Source organism: Streptomyces sp. NPDC008317, from assembly GCF_042955955.1.
Taxonomy (GTDB): domain Bacteria; phylum Actinomycetota; class Actinomycetes; order Streptomycetales; family Streptomycetaceae; genus Actinacidiphila.
In genome coordinates, this window is sequence record NZ_JBIBFQ010000005.1 from 183,586 (window position 1) to 199,900 (window position 16,315).

A 16,315-nucleotide genomic window follows, 5' to 3' on the forward strand; every position below is an offset into this window, starting at 1 on the left:
CCCGGTCCACGCGCCACACGCACGTGGCAGTCGGGTCAATCCGTGCTCACCTCCGAGCGGTCGCCGCCCCACAACGTGTGGAAAGAGCCCTCGCGGTCGGTGCGCCGGTAGGTGTGCGCGCCGAAGAAGTCGCGCTGACCCTGCGTGAGCGCCGCGGGCAGCCGCTCGGCGCGCAGCGCGTCGTAGTACGCCAGCGCCGCGGAGAAACCGGGCGTGGGCACGCCGTGGCCCACCGCGGTCGCCACGACCGACCGCCAGTCGTCCTGCGCCGCGCCGATCTCCTCGGCGAACTGCTTGTCGGACAGCAGGCTCGGCAGGTCGGGACGGCTGTCGTACGCCTCCTTGATCCGGTCGAGGAAGGCGGCCCTGATGATGCAGCCGCCGCGCCAGATCGACGCGACCGCGCCCAGGTCGATGTCCCAGTCGTAGGTCTGGCTGCCCGCCTGGATCTGGTGGAATCCCTGCGTGTACGACACGATCTTGGACGCGTACAGCGCCTGCTCCACGCGGTCGGCGAAGGCGGCGGCCTCGGCCTCGCCGAGTACCGCACCCGAGGGGCCCGGCAGGTCGCGGGAGGCGGCCCGCAGTTCGCCGTGGCCCGACAGGGAGCGGGCGAAGACCGCCTCGGCGATGCCGGAGACGGGGACGCCCAGGTCGAGGGCGATCTGTACGGTCCAGCGGCCGGTGCCCTTCTGCTCCGCCTGGTCGGCGACGACGTCCACGAAGGGCTTGCCGGTGGCCGCGTCGGTGTGCGCGAGCACCTGCGCGGTGATCTCGATCAGGTACGAGTCCAGGCGCCCGGTGTTCCAGGTCTTGAAGGTCTCGGCGATCTGCTCGGGCGAGTAACCGGCGACCTCGCGCAGCAGGTGGTACGCCTCGGCGATGAGCTGCATGTCGGCGTACTCGATGCCGTTGTGCACCATCTTCACGAAGTGGCCGGCGCCGTCGGGGCCGATGTGCGTCGTGCAGGGCGTGCCGTCCTCGGCCTTGGCGGCGATCCGCTCCAGCAGCGGGCCGAGCGACTCGTAGGACTCGGCGGACCCGCCGGGCATGATCGACGGGCCGTTGAGCGCGCCCTCCTCGCCGCCGGAGATGCCGGTGCCGACGAAGTGGATGCCCTGCTCGCGCAGTTCCTTCTCGCGGCGGCGGGTGTCGGCGAAGTGCGCGTTGCCGCCGTCGATGATCACGTCGCCCGACTCCAGCAGCGGCGCGAATTCCTGGATCACCGCGTCGGTGGCCTCACCGGCCTTGACCATGATGACCAGCCGCCGCGGCCGTTCCAGGGCCGCGACGAACTCCTGCGCGGACTGCGCGGCGATGAAGGTGCCCTCGTCGCCGAACTGCTCCACCAGGGCGTTCGTCTTGGCGGTGGTGCGGTTGTGCAAGGCCACGGTGAAGCCGTGGCGGGCGAAGTTCCGGGCGAGATTGCTGCCCATCACTGCCAGCCCGGTGACGCCGATGTCCGCCGATCCGCTCATGCGATGTCTCCACACTTGTTGGTGTGCGTCTGCGTACGTCTTCCTGCCGTGCAACGGTGGCCGGGGCCGTGCGCTTCCCGTGGCCCCACTGTCGAGCCTGCCTCTTCCGGCGGCCGACAGCCACCCGTGCGGACCGCTCCGGCCGGGCCGGGTCGCTCCGGCTGCCCGATGATGGCAGAAGCGGGCCGTACGGAGAGGAGCCGTCGTGGCGGACGCCGACACCGACGCGAACAGCAACGCGAGGACGGGCACGGGCTCGGGCGACGACAAGGAAGCGGGCCAGGGCGCCGACCGGGGTACGGGCCAGGAGCGGGACCGGCTGGCGAAGTACCGCAGCATGCGGCGCTTCGACCGCACCGGCGAGCCCGAGGGCGGTACGGCGGCCCCCGGCGACGACCCGTCCTTCGTCGTGCAGATCCATGACGCGACCCGGATGCACTTCGACTTCCGGCTGGAGGTCGACGGGGTGCTGAAGTCCTGGGCGGTCCCGAGGGGGCCGTCCACCGACCCGCGCGACAAACGGCTCGCGGTGCCCACCGAGGACCACCCGCTGGAGTACCGGGAGTACGAGGGCGTGATCCCCGGCGGCCAGTACGGCGCGGGGCCCGTCATCGTCTGGGACCACGGCACCTACCACCCGCTGACGGACGGCGGTCCCGAGGCGTTCGCGCGGGCCCTGGAGCGCGGCCACGCCTCCTTCGAGCTGCGCGGTACGAAACTGCTCGGCGCGTACGCGCTGACCCGGATCCACCAGGCCGCCGACGGCGGTCAGGGGGACGCGGCGGACCCGGCGTGGCTGCTGGTCAAGAAGAAGGACGCGCACAGCACGCCGGGCCGCGGGACCACTCCGGATCCGCGCAGGGCCCGCTCGGTCCTGACCGGCCGCACCCTCGCGGCGGTCGAGCGCGAGGAGCCGCCGGAAGGGCCCGCCGGATCGGGGCCCGACGGAACAGGACCCGCCGGAACAGGACCCGCCGGAACAGGACCCGCCGGATCAGGACCCGCGTGAGGACGGCCGCCGCGCGGACTACGGCTGGGTGAGGCGTTCCATCAGGGCCAGCGCTTCGATGACCGCCTCGCGCTCCTGCGGCGTGTAGCGGTCCTGGAAGGCGCGGGCCAGCCACTCCTCGCGGGCCACGCGGTTGCCCTGGACCCGCTCGCGGCCCGCGGCGGTGAGCACGATCAACTGCCTGCGGCCGTCGCGGGGATCGGGGTGGCGCTCGATGAACCCGTGCTGTTCGAGCGCCCCGAGCGCGACGGCCATCGACTGCGGGCGCACACCCTCCGCGGCGGCCAGCGCGCTGGCGGTGGACTCCTCGCCCTTGCCCAGCCTGCTGAGCACCGAGGTCTGGGAGGGGGTCAGGTCCTGTGTGTCGGCGATCTCCCGCAGCCTGCGCAGCAGACGGCTGACCGTCACCCGCAGGTCGTGGGCCGCTTGGACCGCGGTCCGCGAGATGTCCTCGGTGCTCTCTTCCATACCCCTACCGTAAAGAGACCGGTGGCCGGGCGCGGCACGGGAGTCCGTACCGCGGGCGCGTCCCCGCTCTCAGGTCCGGACCGGGGGCGACCAGATGTACGGCGTCGTGGTCGTCACCGCGTGGAAGCCGAGGCGCCGCAGGATCGGCGCGCTGTCGTCCGAGGCGTCGACCTGGAGGTAGCGGATGCCCCGGGCGGCGGCGACATTGGCGCGGGCGGCGACCAGCGCGCGGTAGATGCCCCGGCCGCGCCACGCCTCCAATGTCGAGCCGCCCCACAGCCCGGCGAAGTCGGTGCCGGTCCTGACCACCAGCCAGGCCGCCGAGACGACCTGGCCGTCGGCCTCCGCGACCAGGACGACGACCTCGGTGGGCGCGGCGGCGATCCGGCCGGCCAGGTCGTCGGCCAGCCACCCCCAGTCCTGGCCCCACACGGCCGACTCCATGGCGGCGATCCGCCGCAGGTCGGCGTCGGCGGTGACCTGGCGCAGGACGACGCCGTCCGGCAGTACGGGGTCGGCCGTCATCTCCTCGGCCCGCCCGATCACGACGGTCTCCCGCTCCTCGGGCACGAAGCCGGCCGCGAGCAGCCGCTCGGGCAGGTCGGCGGGCCGGTCGTGCGCGCGGGTCTTCCACTCCACGGCCTCGCCGCGCGCCGCGAAGAAGTCGCGCTGGCGGGAGATCAGCCGGTCGAGGTCCGCGCCCTCCACCCCGAGGTCGGGCGGTGTGCTCACGAAGCCGCGGTACTGCCCGCTGAGCCGCAGGACCGGTCCGTCCCACTCGCACCTGACCCCGGCGGGGAGGTTCGGCGGAGCGCCGCGCATCTGCTCGTCATAGGCCGCGAGCAGGCCGTCACTGTTCGTCATACGAGCCAACGCTACGAAGGCCCGCAAGTGGTTTTCGCGGACCCCGTGCGGCGCCCGCGATGAGTTCGCGGTCCGCGGCCGGTCTACCGGGGCATGACCACTACCGGATACATACCGCCCCGGATCGTCGACCGCGCCGCTCGCCCGTACGCGGCCGTCCGGGCCCTTGTCACCATGGAATCGGTCGACACCATCGCCCACCGCATCCCCGAAGTCATCGGGCGGCTGTCCGCGCTCGGCGTGGAGCCCGCCGGGCCGCCCTTCCTCAAGTACAACGTCATCGACATGGCGAGGCAGCTCGAGGTCGAGGCGGGGGTGCCCGTCGCGGGGGCGGTGGTGCACGACGGCGACCTGTTCTCCGGCGTGCTGCCCGCGGGCCGCTTCGTGACGTACACGCACCTCGGCAGCCCCGCCGGGCTCGTCGGCGCCACGGCGCTGCTGCTCGACTGGGCGTTGGCGGCGGGGCTGCGCTGGGACATGAGGCCGACGGCCGAGGGCGACCGGTGGGGCTGCCGGATGGAGAGCTACCGCACCGATCCGCGCTCGCAGCCCGACACCGCGAAGTGGGAGACGGACCTGGAGTTCCGGCTGGCCGACTGAGCCGCGCGGGCCTATCGCGGCTCGCCCGGATAGGTGCCGAAGTACCAGTGGTTGCCCTCGATGTCGCGGGCCGCGAAGTCGCGGGAGCCGTAGTCCGTCTCGAACAGCTCGGCGGTGATCTCGGCGCCCGCGGCCTTGGCGCGCGCGTGCAGCGCGTCGGGGTCCGCGGTGACGACGTAGGCGCCGAAGGAGCCGGGGGGCCGCTTGGCCCAGGTGCCGTCCGGGTCCTCGCGGACCGAGCCGAGCATGATGCCGCCGCCTTCGGGCCAGGCCAGTTCGGCGTGCGCGACGGTGTCGCCCTCGCCGTAGACCGCGGTTTCCTCGAAGCCGAACGCGTCCACGAGGAAGCGGATCAGCCCGCGGGCGTCGCGGGCGCGCAGGGTGGGCCAGACCTGGGGCGGCGGTGCGGTCTTCGCTCGCGCGGAACCGCCGTCGCTCCCGCCCTGCGCCGGGTTGTCGCCAGTGCTCTCGGTCATGGGGATCGGACCTCCTCAGTGCTGCCGGTGTGCTGTCGCGTCCAGCCTCACTCGGACGGGTGGTGCCCGGATTGGATGTTTCGGCGCTCCTCGGCGAGCCACAGTGTCGGCGGGCAGCCCGCCAGGGCCCGGAATTCGCGGTCCATGTGCGCCTGGTCGAAGTAGCCGCGGTCGACGGCGATCCTGGCCAGCCGCCCCTCGGCGGCGCCGTAGGAGGCCAGGCCGCGGCGGGTGCGGTCGAAGCGGATCACCCGTGCGGCGGCCTTCGGGCTCAGTCCCACCTCGGCCGCGAAGCGGTCCCGCAACCGCCGGTCGCTCCAGCCGACCTCGGCCGCCAGCCGCGCCACGCCGATCGTGCCGCCGGTGGCCGCGAGCAGCCGCCACGCGTGCCGTACCTCCGGATGGAGCCGTACGCCCGCGCGCGGGTCGACGCGTGCCCGGTCCAGCAGCCAGGCGTCGACGACGGCGAAGCGGCCCGCCCAGTCCGGGGCGGCCCGCAGCCGGTCCAGGACGTCGGCGACCGACGGTCCGAGCACGTCCTGCGCGGCGAGATCCGCTCCGGCCAGCGCGCCCGCGGGCAGCCCGAGCAGGACGCGGGCGCCCAGCGGGTCGAGGGCGATCTGCACGCCGGACTGGCGGCCGGGCACGCTGATCAGCGCGGGGGTGGTGTGCAGGCCGCCGACGAGCGCCGAGAAGTCGCCGGGCGGTTCCGCCGGGTCGGGGTGGGCGGCGACGGTGAGCGGTTCGTCGAGCGTGAGGATCAGCGTCAGGTACGGGGACGGCAGCCCCCGGTGCCTGGTCGGGGGCACGCCGCGCTGCCGGTAGCCGGAGTACCAGCCGACCAGGCCGCGCAGGGCGGGCGCGGGCCTGCCGCGTACCGCCTCGTCGACGACGCCCGTGCCGGTGACCGGCTCCGTACCCGTACCCGTGCTCACGCTCTCCGTCCTCCCGGCGGACGCGGCGGCCCGCCGTATGCGACGGCCCGATGTGTACGGCGACCGTAACGTCCGGCGACCGCCGCCGTCAGCCGCCGTCAGCCGCCCGCGACCATGCCCCTGGTGTGCTCCAGGATCTCCTCGCGCGTCAGGTACGTGTCGGTGTACTCGAAGTCGCGCAGGGTGCCGGCGCTGCGGGACTGGAAGTTGGTGCGGACGAAGTCGTCGCCCGCCACCGCGTTGAGCAGCCAGTTGGTCATGACGCGGGTCTTGGCGACGTTGGTGCGCAGCGCCGACCAGTGGTAGCCGCGGGCGACCGCCTGGGCGGGCAGGCCGCGCAGTTCGATGCCGAGCGGCTTGGAGACCGCGTCCTTGCCGCCGAGGTCGACCACCAGGCCGAGGTCCTTGTGCGCGTACGGCGTGAGCGGCCGGTGGCGCAGGGTGGCCAGGATGTTGTCGGCCATCGTGCGGCCCTGCCGCATGGCGTGCTGCGCGGTGGGCGGGCAGATCGCGCCGTCCTCGCCCTTCGTGACGTCGGGCAGCGCGCCCGCGTCGCCCAGCGCGAAGACGCCGTCGAGCCCCGGCACGGTCATCTCGGGGGTGACCGCGAGCCTGCCGCGTACCGTCTCGGCGTCGAGCGTGGCGACCAGCGGGCTCGCGGCGACGCCCGCGGTCCAGATCAGGGTGCGGCAGGGCAGCACCCTGCCGTCGGTGAAGGTGACCTCCTCGGGTCCCGCCTTCGCGATCGACACCCCGAGCGAGACCTCGATGCCGCGCTTGCTGAGGATCTCCAGCGCGCTTCTGCCTAGCTTGTCGCCCAGTTCCGGCATCAGCTTCGGGGCGATGTCGATCAGGTGCCACTTGATCAGCTTCGGGTCGAGGCGCGGGTAGCGCTTGGCCGCGTTGCTGGTCAGCCGCTGGAGGCAGGCGGCGGTCTCGGTGCCCGCGTAGCCGCCGCCGACCACCACGAACTGGAGCCGGGAGGCCCGCTCGGCCTCGTCCTGGCTGGCGTCCGCGAGGTCGAGCTGCGCTATGACGTGGTCGCGGATGTACGCGGCCTCGGCGAGCGTCTTCATGCCGCGCGCGTTGTCCAGCAGTCCGGGGATGTCGAAGGTGCGGGTGACGCTGCCGGGCGCCAGCACGATGTAGTCGTACGGCTCGTTCAAAATCTCGCCCGTTATCTTGCGGATCACGCAGACCTTGGCCTTGGTGTCCACTCCCACGGCCCCGCCGGGGATGATCCGGGTCCGGTGCCTGCTGCTGCGGCGCAGCGACACCGCGATGGACTGCGGGGTCAGCACCCCGGAGGCCACTTGGGGGAGCAACGGCAGGTAGAGCTGGTACGAAAACGGTGTGACCAGTGAGACGTCCGCCTCGTCGGCGGCGAGCGACCGCTCCAGGCGGCGTACGCACGCCACTCCTGCGAAACCGGCGCCCACCACGAGAATCCTGGGTCGTGCCACGACATCCGTCCCTTCTCAGGTCTTCGCGTCCGTCTGCTCCCCTGCCCCGTGAACGCGGTCCGGCACACCTCCTGTCTTAGTACGCCGCGAGCGGGCCCGCCAGCCGGACGGCCGGTCACGGCGTACACCGCGCTGCACGGACGGCCGACTCGACGGAGCATGGTACGGACGACAAGCGGACAAAACGACGAAGCGACGAAGCGACGGGACGGCGGATGAGTCGAAGGGGCCGTGGATGAACGATCGTGACGAGGGACCCCCGGCGGACGACCGGACGGCGGGGCGCGCCGCCGAGCAGGCCGCCGAACTGCGTCAGATCGATGCCCTGAACGAGACCGGCCCGCACGAGAGGACCCGCAGGCCCGCGCCGGGCGAGGACGGTGAGCGGGACGGCGCCGCCCGCGCGCCCACCGACGCGGGCAGGCACCGTGATGTGCGGATGCTGGAGGCGGGCCGCGCCCTGGCCGAGGCGACCTCCGTGGACGAGGTCTTCATGGCTCTGGCGTCGCTCACCTCGCCGGAGTTCCCGATGGACGGCACGGCCCTGTTCGGCGTCACCGAGCGGTCGCTGAACCTGATCGGGCGGTACGGGTACCGGACCAGCGGCAGCCGGACCGTCCGTATGACGATCACCACCGACTATCCGGCGGCGGAGGTGCTGCGCACCGGCCGCCCGGTGTATCTGCCCACGGTCGAGGAGTACCGCGACCGCTTTCCGACGACGTGGCGGCTCGCGGCCCGCAAGGGCAGCAGGTCGTGGGCGTTCCTGCCGCTGGTGAGCACGGGCCGGATCACCGGGGTGTGGCTGGTGGCGTTCCTGGACGACGTCGACTTCGACAGCGACACGCGCAGCACGCTGGTCACCCTCGCCCGGCTGATCTCCCGCGCCCTGGAGCGGACGCACACCGGCGAGGCGGAGCTGGCCCTGTCGCGCGGGCTGCGCAGCAGCATGGGGCGGGGCGCGTCGGTGTACCGCGGGATGACCGTGACCTCGCGGTACGTGCCGACCGGCGGCGGGCTGGTGGTGGGCGGCGACTGGTACGACATCATCGACCTGCCCTCGGGCCGTCTGGCGCTGGTCATCGGCGACGTGCAGGGCCACGACCTGCACGCGGCGAGTCTGATGGCCCAGCTGCGGACCGCCGTGCACGCGTACGCCGCCGAGGGGCACGGCCCGGACGCGGTGCTGTCGCGGACGTCGCGCTTCCTGACCTCGCTGGACGGGGACAGATTCGCGACCTGCATCTACATCGAGGCGGACCCGGCGGCGGGCACGCTGCACGTGGCGCGGGCCGGGCATCCGCACCCCGTGCTGCGCATGCCGGACGGCACCTGCATGATCAAGCACATCAGGGGCGGGCTGCCGCTCGGCCTGATGCCGGACGAGGACGACTACCCGGTCAACGTACTGGAGCTCCAGGCCGGGGAGATCATGATGCTCTGCACGGACGGGCTCATCGAGACCGGCGGGCACGACATGTACACCGGCTGGAACCGGGTGCGGGACGCGCTGTCGCCCGGCCCGACCTCCGACCTGGAGGGGATGGCCGACCGGCTGATCCAGAGCGTGGTCGGCCCGGTGACCGAGAACGGCGAGGAGCGGCTGAGCCCGCGCAACGAGGACGACATCGCGCTGCTCATGCTGCGCCGCGACACCGGCGTCCAGCGCCCCGTGCGACCCGTTCGGCGCATCCTGACCACGATCGAGCAGGACGAGGCCGAGGGCCTGGCCGAGGCGCGCTCCGAGCTGCGGGCGCTGCTGCACGACTGGGCGCAGCCCGACCAGGTGGACACCGCCGTGCTCCTCGCGTCGGAGCTGCTGGGCAACGTGCTGGTGCACACCGACCAGACGGCGGCCCTGATGGCCTCGATCTCGGGCGAGCCCGGCAACCGCACGCTGCGCGTCGAGGTCTCCGACAGCGGTGACGAACTGCCCCACCAGCGCACCCCGGGCGAGATGGCGTCCTCGGGCCGCGGCCTCGTCCTGCTCGACATCCTGTCCGAGCAGTGGAGCGTACGGCCGGAGTCGGAGGGCAAGACGGTGTGGTTCGAGCTGTCGGAGGACGCCGACGGGGTCGCGGGACAGGACGTCTGAGGGTCGGCTCAGCCGTTGCGGGCTTCGGGCGCGCGGACCCCTGCCGTATGGGCTGCGGCGGTCGTACGGGTGCGGTGGCGTACGGCGGCGACCGTGGGAGACGAGGTGAAGGCGGCCGTCACCTCCAGCAGCCAGGCCGCCTCGGCCTCCACCGTGCCGGGGACCGTGGGCGGGGTGTGGCCGGGGGGCGCGAACCGCTCAGCGGCGGTGCCTTCGCACAGCCGCCCGGCGCGTTTGTTCTCCAACGCCGCCGCGATCGTGGCCGCTTCGAGCACGGCCCGCCGGTCACGGCCGCGCTCGTCGGCCCAGTCGATCGCGTCGCCGCCGGTCACCTCGCTGCCGTCGTCTCCCCCGCGTCCGTCGGTCCAGGCCGTGACGCCGGACTCGAAGTACGGGCGCAGCGCGAGATGGCCGTCGCGGATCTCGATCACCCTGCGGTAGAGGGCGAATTCGGCCTGCCGCAGGCCCGGTCGGCGGTCGGCGGCCGACGGGTCGAGGGCGATCTCGGGCAGTTCGCTGTGCAGCGCCGACCACAGCGGCTCCAGCGCCCGGTGGCTGCGGTAGGCGCGCAGCCAGCGCATGGGGGCGCCGAGCGCGCCGACCCACAGCGTGGTGGTGGCTCCTCCGGTGGCGAGCGCCGCGGTGACCGCGCCGAGCACGGAGGAGACCACGTCCTCGGCGACGCCTTGGCTGCCGGTGCGCAGGTCCGCGATGACGTCGTCCAGCGCCCACAGCGTCCACACCGCGCCGACCGCGGCGGCGAGCAGCATCAGCCGCAGTCCCGTACGCAGCAGCCCGGGGCCGGTCCGAGCGGCGTGGTCGGCGAGTTCCCTGGCCAGGACGGCCAGGCACCACGAACCGTAGAGGGCGAAGAGCGCGTTGTACGACGCCAGGGCCCATCGGTGGCCGGAGGAGACGGTCAGCGTGTCGCCCGCGATGGCGGGGTCGGCCACCAGGTAGAGCGCGGTGGAGACGGCCAGTACCGCACCGGCCGCCCACATCTGGAGGCGCACCGCACGCGGGGCCGCCGCCGCAGGGGACTTGAGCGCGTACGCCACCAGGACGAGGAAGGCGAAACCGACCATCTTCACGTCGTGGATGCCCAGGTTGACCAGGTTGTCGAAGGTCGTGTCGGAGGACAACGCCTTCGTGAGCGCGGGGGTGTTGAACAGCATGCCCGAGCCCAGGCACAGCGCGAAGCCGTAGACGTAGCGCTGCGCGGAATCGGACCACGGCCGGCGGGTGATCACCAGCCGGTGGACACCGAAGACCAGGAAGAACGCGGCGGAGACGAACGACAGGAGATCAGCCATCACGGCGGCCCGACGCGCGGTCCTCCGGTATGCCGAACAACCTGTCCAGACGCGTTCGTTGCGGATGCGGCGGCGGCACGGGGACGGTGTTCCCCAACGGGCGGGCGGTACGGGTCAGGATCAGCGAAGCGACCAACTCGGCTTCCTGCTCCTGCGGTTCGGTGTACACACTGCGGCCGAGTACCCGCTGGACCAGGGACGACGATAAGTGCGGTAACAGGACCTGGGCGGCGGCCGACGCCGCGGGCGCGGTCTCGTGGTGGCCGCAGACCAGGTGGGCCGCCTCGTGCAGCAGGATGTGCTGCTGGTGCAGCGCGCTGGTGTCGGCGGCGTAGAGGATGCAGTCGCCGTGGTCGGTGGTCACCAGCAGGCCGCACGGTGTGTGGGGCCGGGAGGAGACGGGCACGAGTTCGATCGGACGGCCGCGGGCGACCGCGAGCATCCCGATGAAGACCGTCGCGTCGAACGGATTGGGCAGGTCGAGCCCCTCGACCGTCCGCTGACATCTGTGCCACAGAGCTCGGCTCCGGTCACGTCGCACACGTCTCACACGCTGTCCCCTTGTCCGCCGGGTGGAACCGCGAGATCTCACCGAAGAGTTCGCGCACTTCAAGCGCTGCGTGCACTTCAGGCGCTGTCAGGGTTCGCGGCTGGGAGAGCCACGCTCCCTGCGGGCGAGCACATCGATCATGTCGCTGATCGTGGCCGCGCCCTCAGGGGAGAGGTTGACCGCGCGCAGGGCCATGCTGCGGACGCCCGCGTCGCGCAGCGCGCCGAGCAGCTCAAGCTCCTTGGCGATGGCGGCGCCCTGCTCGTCGTCGAAGAAGTATCCGACCGGCACGTCGAAGAACTGTGCCAGGGCTTCGAGATGACGCTTGGTGGGATTGTCGCGACGGCCCGTGCGCAACTGCCACAGGTAGGTCGCGGAGAAGCTCTCGCCGGTGGCCTCGCGGCAGGCGCGGGCGACCTCTTCATGGCTGTACGGCTCACGGTTGGGCCGTCGCACGACCCGGAACAGCGCGTCGATCTTGTCGGCCAGCGTCGACGCAGAGGGGGCCCGCGACTCGTTCTCGCCCATCGCCCGCCTCCCCTTCGTCGGTGCAGCCAGTATGGGTTCGTCCCGTGTCCGGCTTCATCCTAGCTGGTACACACAGCCGCCGGAATGGCCCGCTTGCGTGCGCCCATACGGCGGCGGCGGTGTCCGTCGTGCCGGACACCGCCGCCGATTGGCCTAAGAGGCAAGGGAGTTGTCGCCCGACCGGTGCGGTCGGGCGGGTCGGTCAGGCCGGGTTCAGCAGGCCGGGGCCCTGCGGCTCCTGCGCGATGCGCAGGGAACTGCCCCAGACGCAGTCCCATCCGCACACCACGCTGAGCGTGCTGCCGGCCACGCTGATCGGCTGGAGATTCGCCTTGCCCTGGTCCTTCTCGCTCCCCAGCGCCTGAAGCCTGAGCACCTCGTTCATGGGTGTTTCCTCGTCTCTCGTCCATGGGATTTCCGGTGGTCCGCCGCCGGACGGCGACGGGGGTCTTGGGTCAAACGGAGGCCGGTGACGGCTGCGCCGCGTCGTGGGACCGCCGTGCGGCGCGCAGCGCGGACGGCAGACTCAGGGCCACGCAGCCGAGGGCTGTCAGCCCCATGACCCACAGCGCGCCGCGTACCCCGACCAGGTCACCGAGCAGACCGCATCCCACCGCCCCGATCAGGCCCGCCCCCGCCAGGCACACCTGGAGCGCGGCCATCGCGCGGCCGAGGGTGTCCTCCGACATGTCGGCGACGAGCACGGAACTGACGGCCACATTGGCGACGGCGCCGAAGAAGACGGGCAGCCCGATGCCCATCGCGGCGCAGAAGGCGGCGAGGGGCAGCGGTCCCGCCGCCAGCGGCAGCAGCAGGCTGCACACCACCGCGCCGGTGAACGACATCAGCATCACCCGCCGGGGGTCGCGGCCCGGGGCGAGCAGCCGTGCGGCGACGGCGGAACCGCCCAGGCCCATCAGCCCCGAGAGCGCGAACAGGGAACCGTAGGCGGCGGTCGGCAGATGGATCACCCGCAGCAGGAACGGGCCGGTGAGGGCGGTCACGCCCGCCATCGTCGCGGCGGGCACCACGATGAACAGGCCCAGCGCGCGATGGAAGGCGTCACCGGTGAAGACCCGCATGCCCGCCATGGCGCCGCGCATCATGGTGAGGACCGACGGTGCGGGCCCGCGCGGCACGATGTCGGGTGAGCGCATCGTCATCAGCGCGGTCGCGCTGAGCAGATAGCTCGCCACGTCGACCGACAGCGCGGCGGCGGCGCCCAGCACCGCGATGGCGGGACCGGCCAGCAGGCGTCCGACGAGCGCGGCGCCGTACTGTCCCGCCTGGAGTCTGGCGCGCGCACCGCCGATGCCTTCGGGGCCGACGAGTTGGCGCAGGTGCAGGAAGTAGACGGCCGCGGACAGGGTGGACGAGGCGCCCATGATCACGCAGAGCAGGCCGAGCCACAGCAGCGAGATGGCGCCGACGGCCAGGCCCAGCGCGACCACGCCGATGGCCGCCGCGCAGATCAGGTCCAGCAGGACGAGCGTGCGGCGAGGGTGGGCGATGCGGTCGGCGAGCGCGCCCGCGGGGAAGCCGAGCAGCAGGATCGGCGCGGTCGTGGCGGCGCTGATCAGGCCGATGGCGCCTGGCGAGGCGTGGAGGTGCACGACGGCCACGACGGGCAGCGCGATGGCGGTGAAGGTCGAGCCGAAGGCGGAGGCCGTCTGCCCGCACCAGTAGAGACTGACGTCACGTCCGACGGCGTTGCCCGGGTCCCCCGGGCCGGCGCTCTCGGGCGCCTGCGCCGGCTCGGCGATTTCCTGGTGGCTCATCAGTTCACCTCAACGGGCCGCGACGGAACGGGAGTACGCGCCGGCGAGTGCGTCCACGGTGAACAGCGGGTCGGGCGCGGGGGCGAGGAGTTGCGACAGGAACAGCAGTACCCCTGCCGAACCGCTCCACAGATCGGCGCTGAACCGCATGAGCTGGTCGCCGAGGAAACGGATACCGGTCTCGTGCGGCACCGCGAATTTGAACAGCCCGCACGCCGCACGGATCGCGTCGTCCCGGCCCCGGCCGTCACCGGTCAGCCGCCCGTACTCCGCGAGACCGAGGCCGAGGCCGGACAGTCCCTGCCACAGCCCCGACATCACGGTGTAGGTGGTGCGCGTCGAGGTCAGCAGCCGGGGCAGCGCGTCGGCGAGCCGTTCGTCGTCCACCGACCGCGTGTAGCGGGTGACGGTGTGCGCCATCGAGGCGGAACCGCAGTAGAGGTAGGGCAGGCTGCGGTTGTCGGTGGCCGAGATGGGAAAGGCGAGACCCGGCGAGTCCGGCTCGGTGGCACGGTCCAGCTCGGCGTGCAACAGCCGGACGCCGCGCGCGAGTTCGTCGTCCGCGCCGGTCACGGCGGCGAGCTGCTGGAGCAGCAGCGCGATCCCGGTGCGGCCGTGCACGAGGCCGGTGGCGTCGTTGGCGCCGAGGTACGGGGTGAGGTCCGCGTCGGCCGGCAGCGCCGCCGTCAGCTCCAGGGCCCGGTCGATGTGGTGCTCGTCGCGGGTGTGGCCGTACATCGCCAGGTGGGTGAGCGCGACCCCCGAGGTGCCGCCGTAGAGGGTCGCCGACGCTCCGGAGGCGATGATGGGGTGGCGGTCGGCGGCGGTGAGCAGATCCCTCGCCTCGTCCAGCATCCCCTGGTCGGCGAGCACCCATGCGATGCCCGCGGTGCCCGCGAACAGCCCCGGGGGCAGTTTCCCGACGCCGCCGAGCGCGTCGTGCCGCAGCCGCTCCAGCACGCCGTCGGGCAGTGCGCGGCCCGCCCGGGTCAGGGCGTGCACGACGCCCGCGGTGCCGAAGGCCAGGCACTGGGTGTTGCTCTGGTAGCCCTCGGCGATGGTGGGGAACACCCGGTCGGGGTGGGCCGGGTCGGCCATGGCCACCATGGCGTCGGCGGTACGGTCGCGCAGGTCGGCCAGGTGCCGCAGCGGGTCCGCGGCGACTTCCTCGGGCGTCGGGATGGGGGTGACGCCCTGCGCCGCGGGCCGCGGCCGGTGATACGCGACGGCCCGCTCCCACAGCGGCTCCGGCAGCGGCGCCCGCTCCAGCAGTTCGCGGCGCAGGTGCGCGAGGGTGTCGGGATTGCGCTGCGCCACCTGGTGGAAGGGCCCGATGAGCAGCAGGGCGAGGCCAGCCAGGCCGTACTTGTCGTGGATCAGCGGGTCGTCGCCGACGAGTTCGGCGGGCGGGGTGTAGCCGGGCGTGCCCATCACCGGAGTGTCGTCACTGTCCAGGCGCTGGGCGGCCTCGAAGTCGACCAGTCGGATGCCGTCGTCCTCGGTGACCATCACATTGCCGGGGCTGACGTCGACGAAGAGGTAGCCAGCCGTGTGCAGCCGGTGCAGCGTGCTCTCGATCTCCGCGAACAGCTTCTCGCACCGGCCGTAGTAGTCCCCGGCCGCTTCGGGTCCGCGGTCGACGCCGAGCATGACCTGGTTGGCGACCATCCAGCGCTGGAGCGTCGTGCCCTCGATGAACTCGGTGACGAGGAAGTCGTGCTCCCACTCGCGGAAGTAGGCGAGCGGCTCCGGGGCGAGGCCAGGCGCCGTCTCGTGCAGCGCGGTCAACGTCTGCCATTCGGAGCGGAGTTGGTCGGGTGCGGTGGTGTCGCCCATCGCCACGCCGGTGTGCGCGCGCGCCTCCTTGATGAAGACCTTGCGGCCGGTGGCCGTCTCCCGTCCCAGGTAGGCGCCGCCGGAGTTGGTGAACTGGAGCGCGTCTTCGAAGGCGAATCCGTGGAAGACGATCGGCCCGCCGCCGCCGGCGGCGGGCTCGTCCACGGAATCGGGGGCGGGATCGGCGGCGGCATTGGCGCCCGCCTCCGCCCCGGCCTTCGCGACGGCTTTTTCGGCGGATGCGGCAGCGGGCTCGGCCGAGGACTTCGGCGCCGGGCGCGTCTCGACGAAGGGGTCGGTCATGCCCGCCGGGAGGTAGAAGGAGAAGCCCCTGCGGTCCTCCTCCAACTCGCCGTCGGTGCCGCGGACGAGCAGGGTGTGGGTGCCGTCGGCGTTGACGCGCTCGCGCGGGGCGAACGCCCCGTAGCGGTAGTGGACCGTGCGCGAGTCCCGGTACCGCCTGTCGGTGAGGATGAACGGGCCTTCCTCGTCGGCCAGTTCGGTGCGCAACCGTTCCATGAGGTCACGGGCCGCGGCGACGCTGGTGGGATACGCGGCGATGAACTTCCCGCTCTGCTGCCTGGCGGCCTGCTTGTGGTGGGTCCACCAGTAGAAGAGCCTGCCGGCGAGGTGCTTGAAGGCGACGTCCTGCTCGAAGCAGACGGCCGCGACGGTGTCGAGGACGTACGGCAGGCGGTCGGGCCGCGCGGACACGTGCACCTTCCAGCCGTCCTCGACACCGCGGAGCTGCTTGCCCCGGTGCCACATGGTCCAGATCCCCGACGGGGTCTCGGTCCACCCGTCCGGTACCGGCCCGGGCCGGTAGATCTCACCGCGGTCACGGGTGGTCTCCAGCGGCGCGTAGAACTCTCTGTCCGCCACGACGAACGGGAAGGGGATCATGGGCCTCTCCGATGTGGGA

At 72.6% G+C, this 16,315-nt stretch carries 15 protein-coding genes; 3 read left to right on the forward strand and 12 right to left on the reverse strand.

From position 1 onward, the window contains the following. Positions 1 to 35: 35 nt before the first annotated feature. Positions 36 to 1,478 carry an NADP-dependent phosphogluconate dehydrogenase gene (gene gndA / locus ACFY9V_RS17940; RefSeq protein WP_355340753.1) on the reverse strand — a complete coding sequence of 481 codons (1,443 nt, stop codon included), beginning with the start codon at positions 1,476 to 1,478 and terminating at the stop codon, positions 36 to 38. Between the two features lie 319 nt (positions 1,479 to 1,797). Between gndA and ACFY9V_RS17945 the strand changes: the two genes are divergently transcribed. Next, on the forward strand, positions 1,798 to 2,487 hold the full coding sequence (locus ACFY9V_RS17945) for a DNA polymerase ligase N-terminal domain-containing protein (protein ID WP_391162212.1): 690 nt from the start codon (positions 1,798 to 1,800) through the stop codon (positions 2,485 to 2,487). Between the two features lie 18 nt (positions 2,488 to 2,505). Here ACFY9V_RS17945 and ACFY9V_RS17950 read toward each other — a convergent pair whose 3' ends face one another. Further along, positions 2,506 to 2,955: a MarR family transcriptional regulator gene (locus ACFY9V_RS17950; protein ID WP_391161872.1), complete on the reverse strand. Its 450-nt coding sequence runs from the start codon at positions 2,953 to 2,955 to the stop codon at positions 2,506 to 2,508. Between the two features lie 69 nt (positions 2,956 to 3,024). Continuing rightward, complete coding sequence (locus ACFY9V_RS17955) at positions 3,025 to 3,819, reverse strand: GNAT family N-acetyltransferase (protein ID WP_391161873.1); 795 nt, start codon at positions 3,817 to 3,819, stop codon at positions 3,025 to 3,027. A 93-nt stretch (positions 3,820 to 3,912) separates the two neighbouring features. Here ACFY9V_RS17955 and ACFY9V_RS17960 point away from each other — a divergent pair, with 93 nt between their 5' ends. Then, positions 3,913 to 4,419 (forward strand): GyrI-like domain-containing protein, encoded by a 507-nt coding sequence (locus ACFY9V_RS17960; protein WP_391161874.1) that lies wholly within the window; start codon positions 3,913 to 3,915, stop codon positions 4,417 to 4,419. An 11-nt stretch (positions 4,420 to 4,430) separates the two neighbouring features. On the opposite strand, the gene ACFY9V_RS17965 is transcribed toward ACFY9V_RS17960, so the two are convergent. The 3 genes from ACFY9V_RS17965 to ACFY9V_RS17975 form a co-directional block, all read right to left on the reverse strand. After that, positions 4,431 to 4,895: a VOC family protein gene (locus tag ACFY9V_RS17965; protein ID WP_391161875.1), complete on the reverse strand. Its 465-nt coding sequence runs from the start codon at positions 4,893 to 4,895 to the stop codon at positions 4,431 to 4,433. Positions 4,896 to 4,942: 47 nt separating this feature from the next. Then, positions 4,943 to 5,830, reverse strand: coding sequence for a helix-turn-helix domain-containing protein (locus tag ACFY9V_RS17970; protein WP_391161876.1), 888 nt, complete (start codon positions 5,828 to 5,830; stop codon positions 4,943 to 4,945). Between the two features lie 98 nt (positions 5,831 to 5,928). Then, a complete protein-coding gene (locus ACFY9V_RS17975; RefSeq protein WP_391161878.1) occupies positions 5,929 to 7,293 on the reverse strand; it encodes an FAD-dependent oxidoreductase in 1,365 nt (454 codons plus the stop codon). A 235-nt stretch (positions 7,294 to 7,528) separates the two neighbouring features. Here ACFY9V_RS17975 and ACFY9V_RS17980 point away from each other — a divergent pair, with 235 nt between their 5' ends. After that, a complete protein-coding gene (locus tag ACFY9V_RS17980; RefSeq protein ID WP_355340775.1) occupies positions 7,529 to 9,388 on the forward strand; it encodes a SpoIIE family protein phosphatase in 1,860 nt (619 codons plus the stop codon). 8 nt (positions 9,389 to 9,396) lie between these two features. Here ACFY9V_RS17980 and ACFY9V_RS17985 read toward each other — a convergent pair whose 3' ends face one another. From ACFY9V_RS17985 to ACFY9V_RS18010, 6 genes are all read right to left on the reverse strand, one after another. After that, positions 9,397 to 10,701, reverse strand: coding sequence for an MAB_1171c family putative transporter (locus ACFY9V_RS17985; RefSeq protein ID WP_391161879.1), 1,305 nt, complete (start codon positions 10,699 to 10,701; stop codon positions 9,397 to 9,399). Then, positions 10,694 to 11,251, reverse strand: coding sequence for a ParH-like protein (locus ACFY9V_RS17990; RefSeq protein WP_391161880.1), 558 nt, complete (start codon positions 11,249 to 11,251; stop codon positions 10,694 to 10,696). Before ACFY9V_RS17990 ends, ACFY9V_RS17985 begins: the two co-directional genes overlap by 8 nt. An 87-nt stretch (positions 11,252 to 11,338) precedes the next feature. Continuing rightward, complete coding sequence (locus ACFY9V_RS17995) at positions 11,339 to 11,779, reverse strand: XRE family transcriptional regulator (RefSeq protein ID WP_355340784.1); 441 nt, start codon at positions 11,777 to 11,779, stop codon at positions 11,339 to 11,341. Positions 11,780 to 11,981: 202 nt separating this feature from the next. Continuing rightward, a complete protein-coding gene (locus ACFY9V_RS18000; protein ID WP_355340787.1) occupies positions 11,982 to 12,164 on the reverse strand; it encodes a hypothetical protein in 183 nt (60 codons plus the stop codon). A gap of 70 nt (positions 12,165 to 12,234) precedes the next feature. After that, a complete protein-coding gene (locus ACFY9V_RS18005) occupies positions 12,235 to 13,557 on the reverse strand; it encodes an MFS transporter (RefSeq protein ID WP_355340790.1) in 1,323 nt (440 codons plus the stop codon). 9 nt (positions 13,558 to 13,566) lie between these two features. Then, positions 13,567 to 16,296, reverse strand: a complete 2,730-nt coding sequence (locus ACFY9V_RS18010; RefSeq protein WP_391161881.1) for a lanthionine synthetase LanC family protein — start codon at positions 16,294 to 16,296, stop codon at positions 13,567 to 13,569. Positions 16,297 to 16,315: the final 19 nt, after the last annotated feature.

Coding starts and splice junctions, on each gene's coding strand:
- ACFY9V_RS18005 (WP_355340790.1), bottom strand. CDS start 13,557: ATGAGCCACCAGGAAATCGCCGAGCCGGCGCAGGCGCCCGAGAGCGCC.
- ACFY9V_RS17965 (WP_391161875.1), bottom strand. CDS start 4,895: ATGACCGAGAGCACTGGCGACAACCCGGCGCAGGGCGGGAGCGACGGC.
- ACFY9V_RS17980 (WP_355340775.1), top strand. CDS start 7,529: ATGAACGATCGTGACGAGGGACCCCCGGCGGACGACCGGACGGCGGGG.
- ACFY9V_RS17960 (WP_391161874.1), top strand. CDS start 3,913: ATGACCACTACCGGATACATACCGCCCCGGATCGTCGACCGCGCCGCT.
- ACFY9V_RS17950 (WP_391161872.1), bottom strand. CDS start 2,955: ATGGAAGAGAGCACCGAGGACATCTCGCGGACCGCGGTCCAAGCGGCC.
- ACFY9V_RS18010 (WP_391161881.1), bottom strand. CDS start 16,296: ATGATCCCCTTCCCGTTCGTCGTGGCGGACAGAGAGTTCTACGCGCCG.
- ACFY9V_RS17985 (WP_391161879.1), bottom strand. CDS start 10,701: ATGGCTGATCTCCTGTCGTTCGTCTCCGCCGCGTTCTTCCTGGTCTTC.
- gndA (WP_355340753.1), bottom strand. CDS start 1,478: ATGAGCGGATCGGCGGACATCGGCGTCACCGGGCTGGCAGTGATGGGC.
- ACFY9V_RS17955 (WP_391161873.1), bottom strand. CDS start 3,819: ATGACGAACAGTGACGGCCTGCTCGCGGCCTATGACGAGCAGATGCGC.
- ACFY9V_RS18000 (WP_355340787.1), bottom strand. CDS start 12,164: ATGAACGAGGTGCTCAGGCTTCAGGCGCTGGGGAGCGAGAAGGACCAG.
- ACFY9V_RS17995 (WP_355340784.1), bottom strand. CDS start 11,779: ATGGGCGAGAACGAGTCGCGGGCCCCCTCTGCGTCGACGCTGGCCGAC.